Annotated in this window: 11 protein-coding genes; 6 read left to right on the forward strand and 5 right to left on the reverse strand. The window is 72.1% G+C overall.

Features of this window, described 5'->3' with window-relative positions; genetic code table 11:
* Nucleotides 1-87 precede the first annotated feature (87 nt).
* Nucleotides 88-879, reverse strand: coding sequence for an NAD(P)-binding domain-containing protein (locus EDD90_RS48565; protein ID WP_311737258.1), 792 nt, complete (start codon nucleotides 877-879; stop codon nucleotides 88-90).
* A gap of 96 nt (nucleotides 880-975) precedes the next feature.
* On the opposite strand from EDD90_RS48565, the gene EDD90_RS48570 reads away from it, so the two are divergent.
* Nucleotides 976-1,794 carry a MerR family transcriptional regulator gene (locus tag EDD90_RS48570; protein ID WP_123979398.1) on the forward strand — a complete coding sequence of 273 codons (819 nt, stop codon included), beginning with the start codon at nucleotides 976-978 and terminating at the stop codon, nucleotides 1,792-1,794.
* A 19-nt stretch (nucleotides 1,795-1,813) separates the two neighbouring features.
* On the opposite strand, the gene EDD90_RS48575 is transcribed toward EDD90_RS48570, so the two are convergent.
* From EDD90_RS48575 to EDD90_RS48585, 3 genes are all read right to left on the reverse strand, one after another.
* Nucleotides 1,814-2,572: a hypothetical protein gene (locus EDD90_RS48575; protein WP_123979399.1), complete on the reverse strand. Its 759-nt coding sequence runs from the start codon at nucleotides 2,570-2,572 to the stop codon at nucleotides 1,814-1,816.
* 251 nt (nucleotides 2,573-2,823) lie between these two features.
* On the reverse strand, nucleotides 2,824-3,717 hold the full coding sequence (locus tag EDD90_RS48580) for a M56 family metallopeptidase (RefSeq protein WP_123979400.1): 894 nt from the start codon (nucleotides 3,715-3,717) through the stop codon (nucleotides 2,824-2,826).
* Complete coding sequence (locus tag EDD90_RS48585; RefSeq protein WP_123979401.1) at nucleotides 3,714-4,097, reverse strand: BlaI/MecI/CopY family transcriptional regulator; 384 nt, start codon at nucleotides 4,095-4,097, stop codon at nucleotides 3,714-3,716. The genes EDD90_RS48580 and EDD90_RS48585 overlap by 4 nt, the downstream gene beginning before the upstream one ends.
* Nucleotides 4,098-4,245: 148 nt before the next feature.
* Between EDD90_RS48585 and EDD90_RS48590 the strand changes: the two genes are divergently transcribed.
* Nucleotides 4,246-5,196 (forward strand): lysylphosphatidylglycerol synthase domain-containing protein, encoded by a 951-nt coding sequence (locus EDD90_RS48590; protein WP_123979402.1) that lies wholly within the window; start codon nucleotides 4,246-4,248, stop codon nucleotides 5,194-5,196.
* A gap of 87 nt (nucleotides 5,197-5,283) precedes the next feature.
* Nucleotides 5,284-6,144 carry a proteasome subunit beta gene (prcB, locus tag EDD90_RS48595; protein WP_123979403.1) on the forward strand — a complete coding sequence of 287 codons (861 nt, stop codon included), beginning with the start codon at nucleotides 5,284-5,286 and terminating at the stop codon, nucleotides 6,142-6,144.
* 1 nt (nucleotide 6,145) lies between these two features.
* On the opposite strand, the gene EDD90_RS48600 is transcribed toward prcB, so the two are convergent.
* Nucleotides 6,146-6,829, reverse strand: a complete 684-nt coding sequence (locus EDD90_RS48600; protein ID WP_123979404.1) for a phosphatase PAP2 family protein — start codon at nucleotides 6,827-6,829, stop codon at nucleotides 6,146-6,148.
* 285 nt (nucleotides 6,830-7,114) lie between these two features.
* Here EDD90_RS48600 and efeU point away from each other — a divergent pair, with 285 nt between their 5' ends.
* The 3 genes from efeU (at nucleotide 7,115) to EDD90_RS48615 (ending at nucleotide 12,005) form a co-directional block, all read left to right on the forward strand.
* Nucleotides 7,115-9,388: an iron uptake transporter permease EfeU gene (efeU, locus tag EDD90_RS48605; protein ID WP_123979405.1), complete on the forward strand. Its 2,274-nt coding sequence runs from the start codon at nucleotides 7,115-7,117 to the stop codon at nucleotides 9,386-9,388.
* Nucleotides 9,389-9,435: 47 nt separating this feature from the next.
* Entirely contained in the window at nucleotides 9,436-10,707 is a 1,272-nt protein-coding gene (gene efeB, locus EDD90_RS48610) for an iron uptake transporter deferrochelatase/peroxidase subunit (RefSeq protein WP_123979406.1), read from the forward strand.
* A 137-nt stretch (nucleotides 10,708-10,844) separates the two neighbouring features.
* Nucleotides 10,845-12,005, forward strand: a complete 1,161-nt coding sequence (locus EDD90_RS48615; RefSeq protein WP_185149489.1) for a HoxN/HupN/NixA family nickel/cobalt transporter — start codon at nucleotides 10,845-10,847, stop codon at nucleotides 12,003-12,005.
* The last annotated feature ends 1 nt before the right edge of the window (nucleotide 12,006 follow it).

The raw sequence follows: 12,006 nt of genomic DNA on the forward strand, positions 1-12,006 counted from the left end.
ATGGGAGGGGGAGGGCACGGTCGGCGGGTGAGCCCTGCCGGGACGACGCCGGCCCGCGAGGGCCCTCGTTCCGCGCTCGCGACCAGCTCACGGACCTGCGCCGCGGCGACGGCGGTGCCGGGGTCCCGCAGAGACCACTGCCACGGTTCCTCGGGCCCCGGTCCGGCGGGCGCCTCCCCGCGGTAGGGCTCGACGCAGACGGGGGCGTTCGGTTCGCTCTGCCGGCTGTCCGCGAGCGTGCCGATGTCCACCGCGTCGTATCCGAGGACGTCCAGCGGGCGGCCGGCCTCCTCCTTGGCCTTCGTGCTGTCGCCGGCGATGGGCAGGGCACTGCGGTCGGGTGACCCGGCGGGCCGGGCAAGAGCGAAGAGCCGGCCGGAACCTGTGCTCGGAACCTGTGCTGTTGAACGCCTTGACCACGGTCGATCTCGGCAGGTGCCGCTGCAGCAGGCCGCTGGAGGTGATCTCGTCGGCGTCGAGCTCGGCCGGCCGGCCGTCGCGCTGGGGATGGCAGTTCCCCGTGTCCAGCACGATCTTGTCGTTCAGCGCGTCCACGGGGAGCAGGCCGGGGGCCGTCGGCGGGACGGACACCACCACCAGGTCGCCGGCCCGTGCCGCTGCCGCCGGCGTGGCCGCGCGAGCGTGACTGCCCAGGGTGTCGACCAGCTCGCTGAGGGTTTCGGGCCCTCGGGAGTTGCTGAGGACGACGTCGAGTCCCGCGGCGACGGCCGGACGGGCGAGGGAGGTGCCGATCGCTCCGCTGCCGATGAGTCCGAGTGTGAGAGGCACTGCACTGTCCGTTCGTGATGTCGAGGAGTTCAAAGGCTTGAGGGGGGAACCACCGACCCTGCGTGAACCGGCGCGGACCGATCGGGGCATCGGCCGGCGGAGCCGGGCCGGGCGGGCAGCTCATGTCGATCACGATGGGGCCTCCCCCGGGGAGAGGGTCAAGCGCGGCGGATGCACACTGGGGGGATGGCCTGCGGATTGACGATCGGCGAGTTCGCGCAGCTGACGCACCTGAGCGTGCGGACCCTGCGTCGTTACCACGAGTCCGGGCTGCTGGAGCCAGTCTCGGTGGACCCCGTCAGTGGCTACCGCTGCTACTCCGGCGACCAGATCCCCACCGCGCAGGTCATCCATCGGCTGCGTGAACTGGACGTGCCGCTGGCCGATGTGGCCAAGATCCTCGCCACCGAGGACGCCGCGGAGCGCGCGGACCTGGTCGGTGAACACCTGCAGCGGCTGGAGGCGGAACTGGACCGCACACGAGCCGCCGTGGTCTCCCTGCGGAACCTGCTGCGCCCCGACGCCGGCGGCCTGCAGGTCGAGCTCCGCCCGGTGGCAGCCAGAACGGTCGCCGGGGTCGAGGACGTCGTCGGCTACGACGAGGTGATCTCCTGGTACGACGGGGCGATGGCCGAACTCGGCGCCGCGGTCGCCGGTCTGCCGGCACAGGGGCCGCCGGGTGGGTGCTACGCCAACGAGCTGTTCACCCGCGGCCGGGGAACGGCGCTGGTCTACCGGCCGGTGGCCGACCCGCCGACCCGAGGCCGGGTGCGACCGGTGGACCTCCCGGCCGGCGAGCTTGCCGTGGTCGTCCATCCCGGACCGCACGACGACATCGACGTCACCTACGGCCGGCTCGGCGCCTGGGTGGTCGACCACGCCCTCGTGGTCGATGGCCCGGTGCACGAGACATATCTCGTCGGCCCGCGCGACGACCCGGATCCCGCAGCCTGGCGTACCGAGATCGGCTGGCCGGTGTTCCGGCTCGCGCCCACCCCCGGGTGACCCCGTTCACGGGCAGAGCTCAGGGAGTCTCGCTGTCCGCCTCCTGCGGTCGCATGAAGTCGAGGTCGTCGCCCCATGCGTCCAGCACCTCGCCGTGTCCGGCCTCTCGGGCCGCCCTCTCGACAAGGGTGAACAGGTGCCGCTGCAGGGACACCTCGCCCGTCGCCGAAATGCGGTCCACGGCGCGGAGCAGCATGTCGGTGTCCCAGCCCGGCAGCGGGTACCGGGCCAGCTCCCACTCCAGGTACTTGTTGTAGGGGCGGGGGCGACGGTCTAGAGCGAAGAGCGACTCGAGCAGGAGCCGCATGCTGTCGGCCGCGTCGAGGCGGGCCGCCAGAGACCTGCCGTCCCGGTGGTTCTTGAGCGAGCGGTAGAGGGAGTTGACGTAGGCGTCGAGCCGGCCGCCGGAGTCCCGGAACGCCTCATCGGCATCCAGCCGGGCCCGGTCGGCAAGGATGCGGGCGATGCCTCCGTCGAGCCGGTCGAGCACGATCCGGGCACGGGCGAGGGCATAGCGTTCCCAGCCAGGTGTCCCGGCCCCGCAGAACTCGGCGAGGGTGACGACAACGAGGTCGAGCTCGGGGCCGCGGTGGCCGGAGAACCGGGTCGGATCGGTCCCGGCGTCATCGGCGACGACCACGTACAGGTCGTGGTCGGAGTACGGGGTGACCATGCCGTCGTGGGCCTGGGAACCTTTGAGGACGAGGCCGACGACGGCTGGATCGGCGGCGGCGAGCTCGACGAACGCGTCGTAGGCGGGGGGCTGCTGAGCAGTCATGATGGGGATCTCCGGTGAGGTGATGACGGGTATGCCCGCGGGGGCGCCCCTGTTGCGAGGCGCCCTGCACCGTCCGCGGCCGCGCATGGCTGCCGCCCGGAAGATCAACGCACTTCTGGACCCTATCGCCCGGCCGGACCATGGGGTAGGGCACGCGGAGACGTCAGGACACCGAGCGTCGCGCAGCGCGCATCACGAAGCCCCGCCGGGAGAGGTCATACGGCCGCGAAAGACCCCGGACGGGCTGCCGGTCAGGTCAGCGCGTTCCACAGCAGCCCCACCAGATCGCTCGTGGCGTCGGCCGCGAACAGCGCGGCCAGCGCGCCCAGCGCGAGAACGGCCGCGGCGGCGGACCACAGATGCGGGGGCGGGGCGGTCTGCAGCGCCGCGATCCTGCGGGTGACCGCGCGGTCCGTGAAGCTCAGAGCACAGGACCGGCGGGCGCGGCCCGCGTTGAGGGCGGCGCGGGCAAGCGCGCGGGCCGTGGTCACCCGGTCCCCGACGGCCGACGCCGCCTGCTCGTCCGCCCAGCGCTCCACCAGGAAGGACACGGTGGCACGGACCGGGCCGAGCAACGGGTTGGCGGCCTCGGCGAGTGTCGCCGCCGTCACCAGACGGCCGTGCCGGTGGGTCAGATGGGCCCGTTCGTGGGCCAGCAGCACCCGCCGTTCCGCCGGTGCCAGCGCGCTCAGCATCGCCGACGTGACCAGGATCCGGCCCGGCCGGCCCGGGATCGCGAACGCCTGCGGTACCTCGGAGGCGGCCACCACCAGCTCGACATCGCGCGGATGCCCCTCGCACAGCCGCCGCAACGCCCGCCGGGTACGGCGCTCGGCCCGCACCGCCCGCTGCACCCGCCGGACCACCACGGCCAGCGCGAGGCACGCGGCCACGCCGATCACCTCGGGCACCGGGTCGGCCAGATGCCGGCCTGCCGCCCGGGCTTCCCGGATCACCGGTGGGGCGTCGCCCACCAGAGCGGTCGTCAGCAGGATCAGGGACCAGGTGGTCGCGGCGGCGGTCAGCACGGCGGCGGACGTGAGCACGCGGGCGGCCAGCGCCGGGGCGACCCGCCGGCCGATCACCGGGCCGACCAGGGGCAGCAACAGGGAGACCAGCAGCGGGGTGTAGACGTCGAACATCATGCGCCGCCCCCGGCGAACAGATTCCGCAGCGCCCGCTCCTCCTCCGGACTCAGCCCGGACACGAACTGCTGGAGCGCCGCGATCGGATCCGGACCCCGGTCCAGGGCCTCGTGCATGGCCTGGGCGGTCAGCTCGGCCGCGTTCTTCGCCGGCCGGTACGCGCCACGCCGGCCGTCCGCGTCCCGCAGCACCAGGCCCTTGTCGTACAGCCTTTTCAGGATCGTGTGGACCGTGTTGTACGCGAGGCCGCCGCCGATCTCGGACTGGATCTCGGCCGGGGTCAACGGGCGTTCGGTCGCCCACAGGGCTGCCAGTACTTCGCTCTCCAGCTCTCCGGCACTGCGCCGCTCCGCTCTGCCATGGGCCCCTGTACCAGCCATGGCACAACCTTACAGGCTGTAGTGCCGCTGTCCGGGTGGGCGTACCGGCGCTGCCTCGACCCACAATCTCGGTTAATTTGTCACTGTTTGTCCCCTAAGTCCATGGACGGTCCTACGAGCTGTAGGGGAAGCAGGGGTGGGTGCCTCGATGGTCCCGAACGTGAACGCCGCGCCCGCCATGAGCCGCCGAGGGGTCTACTGGCATGCCGCCGCCTGTCTCGCCGTGCTGCTCGGTGCGGGCTGGCTGCTCCGGCGGCACTGGCCGGTCGTGGAACACGGGGCGCTCCGGCTCGCCGTCGCCGATCAGGGCTGGCTGCTCGTGGCGGCCCTGGCGGCGGTCGGGACCTGGGCGTCATCCGCGCTCGCCCAACAGGGCGCGGTCGCCCGCCGGCTCCCCGGCGGGCGTCTGGTGGCCGCGCAGTTCGCCGCCTCGGCCGCCAACCATGTGCTGCCCGCCGGGGTCGGCGCGGGCGCGGTGAACCTGCGCTTCCTGATGCGCTGCGGGCTCCCGCCGGGCCGCGGTGCGTCGGCCCTCGCGGTGAAGGCCGCCGCCGGGGCCGTGGTCCGGCTGGCCCTCGTGGCCGCCCTCGCGCCCGCCTGTCCGGGGCTGCTGCGGGCCCCGCACCTGCCCACGGCCGTACTCCTGGCCGGGGCCGCCGTGGTCGCCCTGGCGGGCGTGCTGCTGCTGCGGGCCAGGGTGTGGCCCCGTTGCCGGGGCGCGGTGGCCGCCGTGGTGGCCGACATCAGGGCCCTGCACTCCCGGCCGGCCCGTGCGGCCGCGCTGTGGGGCGGTTCCCTCGCCTTCACCGGGCTGCACGCCCTGGTGCTCATCTCCGTGGCCCGGGCGGTCGAACTGCCGCTGTCCCCGGCCCGGGTGGCACTGCTCTACCTCGCCGCCAGCGGTGCCGCCGCGCTGCTGCCCACCCCGGGCGGCCTCGGTTCGCTGGACGCGGCTCTCGCGCTGGCCCTCACCGCCTCCGGAACGCCGGCCGCCGCGGCCGCCTCCGCCGTGCTCGGCTACCGGCTGCTCACCGTGTGGCTGCCGTTGCTGCCGGGCCTGCTCCTGCTCGGGGTGCTGATCCGGCGCCGGGCGCTGTGACCCGCGAGGCGTTTCCCGGCGGCCCGCATCAGGTAGGAGTCCGATGTCGTCGGCCGACTCAAGGGGCCTGCACGGGAGGGGAGTGGCATGGCAGCGAACGACTACGACAGCGGTGGCCGCCTGGGGGAGGAGTTCTTCACGCCCGGGACCTCGTCCTTCACGGGGTTCCTCGCCGCCCACCGGCCCGGACTGCTGCCGACTCGCAGCCCCCTGCCCGCCGGCACGGTGGCCGGACCCGACGCCTTCCCGCACGGCACGACCGTCCTCGCGCTTGCCTACCGCGACGGCGTGCTGATCGCCGGCGACCGCCGCGCCACCATGGGCAATCTCATCGCCCAGCGCGACCTGGAGAAGGTGCACCCCGCCGACGACCACACGGCGGTCGCCTTCGCCGGCACCGTCGGGCTCGCCCTCGACATGGTCAAGCTCTACCAGGTCGAGCTGACCCACTTCGAGAAGATCGAGGGCATCCCCATGACCCTCGACGGCAAGGCCCGCCGCCTCGCCGGGATCATCCGGGAGAACCTGGGCCAGGCCATGCAGGGCCTCGCCGTCGTCCCCCTGCTCGTCGGCTACGACACCAAGGCGCCCGAGGGCGAACGCGGCCGTATCTTCAGCTTCGACGTCGCCGGCGGCCTCTACGAGAAGCGGGAGTTCCACGCCGAGGGCAGCGGGTCGCCGTACGCCCGGGGTGCCCTGAAGAAGCTGTACCGCCCCGGCTTCACCCGCCGCGAGGCCGCCCTCGCCGCGCTCCAGGCGCTCTACGACGCGGCCGACGACGACTCGGCGACCGGCGGCCCCGACACCAACCGCCGTATCTTCCCGCGGGTCTCGGTCATCACGGACGACGGCTTCGAACGGCTGCCGGAGCCCGAGACGGAGGAACTCACCCGGGAGATGGTCGAACAGCGCCGCACCCGCCCGGACGGACCGGGCGCCACGCCCTGACTCAGGGAGCGGTCACCGGTCTCTCCGGTACGCCGTTGCGGGTTCCCGGGGCCGGAACCCACCGGGCACCCACGCACAGCCAGATCCCGAGCCAGCCGGCGGCGAACAGCCAGCCGCCGAGCACATCGGTGACCCAGTGCACGCCGAGAAACACCCGGGTGGCCCCGACGGCGAGCCCCCAGCAGGCGGCGGCCGCGCACCATGCCGTACGACCGTGCGGGGCCCGTACCCACAGGGCGAGGATCACCAGGCCGGCGGTGAGCGCTGCCGTGGTGCTGTGCCCGGACGGGAACGACAGGCCGCTGGCCTGTGTCTGCCAGTCGGCCTGCGGCGGCCGGGCGCGGGCGACCAGTTCCATCACGCCGACCCGGGCCGTCTGGCCCAGTCCCAGGCAGGTGACGCCGAGGAGCGCGGCGATCAGCCGCTGCCGTCGGGTGCGGCCCGCCAGCAGCCCCGCGGCCACGACCAGGGCGTACGGGACGAACCCCGTGCCGGTCGCGGTGAGCCCCCGGGCCACGGCCACCGCCACGTCCGGGCGATGGCCGAGGGACCAGGCGAGCAGTGTGCGGTCCAGGGGGAACGGGGCGCCGTGGCGGCCGGTCACGACCAGGGCCAGCACGGCGAATGCCGCCCAGGCGCCGAGGCCGACGCTCCCCGCGAACTCCGCGATCCTCTTGCGGTTCATCACGCAGGCAGCGGCCCTTCCGGTGACTACTTCGGTGACGACTTCGACGATGACTTCGACGACGACGAATGTGTAGACGGTCTACTCGACTGTAGACGATCGTGGCCCGGTCCGCGGTTCTGGGTGTGCGCGCCCCCGTTCGGTCACGGCTTTTGCCGCACCATTGCCATTTCATGACTTTCTGACTACATGGGTGTAGTCATCATGGTCGGCGGAAGTAAGGCATGCCTTCACTAAGTTCGAGCCATAGGGCGGGGACGGGCCTGCCGGGGAGGGCTGCGGCGGATGTGGGACGACGCGTTTCCGAGTTTCCTGATCGGACTGAGGGAAGGTCTTGAGGCCGGGCTGATCGTCTCGATCCTCGTCGCCACCCTGGTGCGGGCCGGCGCCAGAAACCGGCTGGCGCAGGTGTGGACCGGTGTCCTGGCCGCGATCGCGCTGGCGATGAGCTTCGGCGCGGTCCTCACCTTCACCGCAGCCTCCCTCTCTGCGACCGCCCAGGAGGCCTTCGGCGGCACCCTCAGCGTGATCGCGGTCGCCTTCGTCACCGCGATGGTCTTCTGGATGCGCCGCTCGGCCCGCAGCCTCTCCGGCGAGATCAAGGAGAAGGTGACCGGCGCCCTGGCCATGGGCTCGGGCGTGCTGATCGTCACCTCGTTCCTCGCCGTCGGCCGCGAGGGCCTGGAGACCGCGCTGTTCCTGTGGACCACGGCCCGGGCGGCCGGTGAGTCCGCGGGTCCGCTGACCGGCGCCGGGATCGGCCTGGTCCTGGCGGCCGGCCTGTGCTGGGGTCTGTACCGCCGCGTCCTGAAGATCAACCTGACGAAGTTCTTCACCTACACCGGTGCCGTCCTCATCGTGATCGCGGCCGGCGTCCTCGGCTACGGGCTGCGCGACCTCCAGGAGGGCCGGGTCTTCCCGGGCAACACGGCATACGCCCTCGACCTCAGCGGCAGCATCGACGCGGGCTCCTGGTACAGCACCCTCCTCCAGGGCGTCCTCAACATCACACCGACCATGACCTGGCTCCAGACGGCCGGGTACGTCGGCTACCTCGCCGTCGTCATGACGCTGTTCGTGCGGGGAGTGCGCGCATCCGCACCGAAGCCGGCCGCCGAGCCGAACGCGCCGCAGTCCGCGGCTGAGAAGTCCGAGGTGCCGGAGGACCCCGCCGCCGACCGTCCTGAGTCGAAGACCGCCGTCGACGGGCCGGAACCGACGTCCGGCGCTGAGGAGCCGGAGCCGGAACCCGCGTCCAGCGCCGAGAAGCCGCAGTCGCAGTCGGAGCCGGAGCCGGAGCCGCAGTCCGCTGCCGGAGAGCCGGAGCCGCGGCCCGCCGCCCCCGTTCCCGCCCCCGCCGCCGACCGTCCCGAGCCGCAGCCGGCCAGGGGACCGCGTCGCCGTCCCGCCTGGGTCGTCCCCGTCGCCGTGGTCGCCGTTCCCGTCGTGGTCGCCGGGGTCGTCGTCGCGGTCGCCCGGCCCAAGCCCAGCAGCGGGCAGACCGTCGCCGTCTCCGAGACCGAGTGCGGCAAGGGCTTCACCGCGCCCAAGGCGGGCCGCCAGACCTTCCAGATGCAGAACACCGGCAGCAAGACCTCCGAGGTGTACCTGATCGACCCGGGCACCAACGCGGTCTACGGCGAGATCGAGGGCCTCGCGCCCGGCACCACCCGCGACCTGGTCGCCACGGTCGCCGGCGGCACCTACGCCTGGCGCTGCGTCCCGTCCAGCGGCAAGGCCGTCACCTCCAAGTCCGTCACCGTCACCGGCGGCGGAAGCAGCGCCAAGGCGGTCGTACCGGTCTCCGAGAACGACCTCGCCGCGCCGCTCAAGGCGTACAAGGAGTACGTCGACCAGGGGCTGGCCACCCTTGTCGCCCAGACCCGCACGCTCGACGCCGACATCGAGGGCAACCACCTCGACCAGGCCCGCACCGACTGGCTGACCGCCCACCTCGCCTACTCCTCCCTCGGCGCCGCGTACGGCACCTTCGAGGACTTCGACAAGAAGATCAACGGCCGCGCCGACGGCCTCGCGGGCGGGGTCGCCGACCCGGACTTCGCCGGGTTCCACCGGATCGAGTACGGGCTGTGGCACGGCCAGTCCGCCGACGAGCTCAAGACCCCGGCCCAGGCGCTCGTCGACGCGGCCGCCGGACTCCAGAAGGCCTTCCCGACCCAGGACTTCGACCCGGGCGACCTGCCGCTGCGCGCCCACGAAATCCTGGAGAACACCCTGCAGTTCGAGCTGACCGCCGACACCGACTTGGGCAGCGGCACCAACCTCGCCACCGCGAACGCCAACCTCGCGGGCACCAACGAGCTGCTCACCGTACTCAGGCCGCTGCTCACCGCCCGTGCGCCGAAGCTCCTGCCGACCGTCGACGCGGACATCGCCCGTCTGCAGAAGCTGCTGGACGCCGAGCACCAGGGTGTCGTGTGGACCTCGGTCGAGACGCTCGACGCGGCCACCCGGCAGCAGCTGAACGGGGCCACCGGTCAGCTGCTGGAGGACCTCGCCCCGGTGCCGGACCTCCTGGAGATCAGGAAGTCCGCCTGATGACCGCCGCAGACCACGCGCACCCGTACGACGAAGGGAACCCTCCGATGTCCGCTGCCGACACCCCGTCCTGCCCGATGGGCGCGGGCCGCCGTTCCTTCGTGCGGACGGCGCTGGGCGCCGGTGCCGCGGGCGCGGTCCTGGCCGGCGGCGGCTTCGCGCTCAGCCAGGCCGGCGGCACCGCCGAGGCCCGGGCCGCTGACGCGACTGGCACCGCCAAGGTCCCCTTCCACGGCGTCCACCAGGCCGGCATCCTCACGCCGGCCCCGGCCGCCGCGACCTTCGTCTCCCTCGACGTCATCGCCGGCAACCGGCAGGAGCTCGCAGACCTGCTGAAGACGATCACCGCGCGGGCCCGTTTCCTCACCTCCGGCGGCACGCCCGAGGACCTCGGTGTCGGCGCGCCGCCCTCCGACAACGGCATCCTCGGCCCCGACGTCCCCTCCGACGCGCTGACCGTCACCGTCGGCGTCGGCGCCTCCCTCTTCGACGACCGCTACGGCCTGGCGAAGGCGAAGCCCGTCCGGCTGACGCCGATGCGGACCTTCCCGAACGACAACCTGAACGCGGCCGAGTGCCACGGCGACCTGTCGCTGCAGATCTGCGCCAACAGCACGGACACCGTGCTGCACGCCCTGCGGGACATCGCCAAGCACACCCGCGGTGCCATGCAGATCAAGTGGCGGATCGACGGCTTCCAGAACGCCCCGCGACCGACCGGCGCCCAGCGCAACCTGCTCGGCTTCAAGGACGGCATCGCCAACCCGGACGTCACCTCGGCCCGCGAGACCGACCGGCTGATCTGGGTCGGGGAGGGCCAGGGCGAACCGGCCTGGACGACGGGCGGCAGCTACCAGGTGATCCGGATCATCCGGATGCTCGTCGAGTTCTGGGACCGGGTCTCGCTGAGCGAGCAGGAGCTGATGTTCGGCCGCCGCAAGGACACCGGCGCCCCCCTGGACGGCGCCAAGGAGACCGACATCCCCAACTACGCCAAGGACCCGAAGGGCAACGCCATCCCGCTGGACGCCCACATCCGGCTCGCCAACCCGCGCACCTCCAAGAGCGACAGCACCCGCATCCTGCGCCGCGGCTACAACTACGACCGGGGCGTCGACAGCGTCGGCAACCTCGACATGGGCCTGGCCTTCTGCTGCTACAACCAGGACGTCCAGCGTCAGTTCGAGGCCACCCAGACCCGGCTGATCGACGAGCCCCTCGTCGACTACATCTCCCCGACCGGCGGCGGCTACTTCTTCGCACTGCCCGGTGTGAAGAACGGCAAGGACTGGCTGGGCAGCGGGCTGCTGTCTCCCTGACCGCCTTACCTTCCCTTTACCTTCTCATGAGAAAGGCCTGTCGCCGACTTTAGTGCGAACGATTTGCAAGTACGGGATGATGGCACAAGGCTGTCGATCGCAGCTGCCCATGCTCGACCGAAGGATGTCACCTCCCGATGACGGCCGCCCCTGGTTCCGCCCCGTCCCTCCCCGCCCAGGCCGACGCCAAGCGCTCGGCCTGGGGCCGTGTCCGGGCCTCCATGACCCGGCAGGAGTGGACCAGGGTCGGCGGGATGGCCGCGTTCGTACTCGCCCTGCATGTCATCGGCTGGGGGACCCTGGTCGGGATCATCGCCCCGCAGCACTTCAGCGTCGGCAAGGAGTCCTTCGGCATCGGCATCGGCGTGACCGCCTACACGCTGGGCATGCGGCACGCCTTCGATGCCGACCACATCGCGGCGATCGACAACACCACCCGCAAGCTGATGGGGGAGGGGCAGCGCCCGCTGTCGGTCGGCTTCTGGTTCTCCCTCGGCCACTCCAGCATCGTCTTCGGGCTCTCCCTGCTGCTGTCGTTCGGCATGAAGGCCCTGGCCGGACCGGTCGAGAACGACGGCTCGAACCTCCACGACGTCACCGGCCTGATCGGTACGACGGTCTCCGGCACCTTCCTCTACCTCATCGCCGGCATCAACCTCGTCATCCTGGCCGGCATCTGGAAGGTCTTCCGGCAGATGCGCTCCGGCGCCTACGACGAGGCCGCCCTGGAGACACAGCTCAACAACCGCGGCTTCATGAACCGCTTCCTCGGCCGGGTCACCGGTTCGATCAGCAAGCCCTGGCAGATGTACCCGCTCGGCCTGCTGTTCGGCCTCGGGTTCGACACCGCCACGGAGATCGCGCTGCTGGTCCTGGCCGGCTCCGGCGCCGCCTCCGGTCTGCCCTGGTACGCCATCCTCTGCCTGCCGGTGCTCTTCGCGGCCGGCATGTCCCTGCTCGACACCATCGACGGCTCGTTCATGAACTTCGCGTACGAGTGGGCGTTCTCCAAGCCGGTCCGCAAGGTCTACTACAACCTCACCATCACCGGCCTCTCGGTGGCCGTCGCCCTCATCATCGGCACCGTGGAACTCCTCGGCCTGCTCGCCGACAAGCTGGACCTGCACGGCTTCTTCTGGGACTGGATCGCCGGCCTCGACCTCAACACCGTCGGCTTCGTCATCGTCGGCCTCTTCTTCGCCACCTGGGCGATCGCCCTGCTGGTCTGGAAGGCCGGCCGCATCGAGGAGAAGTGGACGACGGGCCTCGCCCGGCCCGCCGAGCAGACTGAGGGCTAGG

Source organism: Streptomyces sp. Ag109_O5-1 (assembly GCF_003814875.1).
Classification (GTDB): Bacteria; Actinomycetota; Actinomycetes; order Streptomycetales; family Streptomycetaceae; genus Streptomyces; species Streptomyces sasae.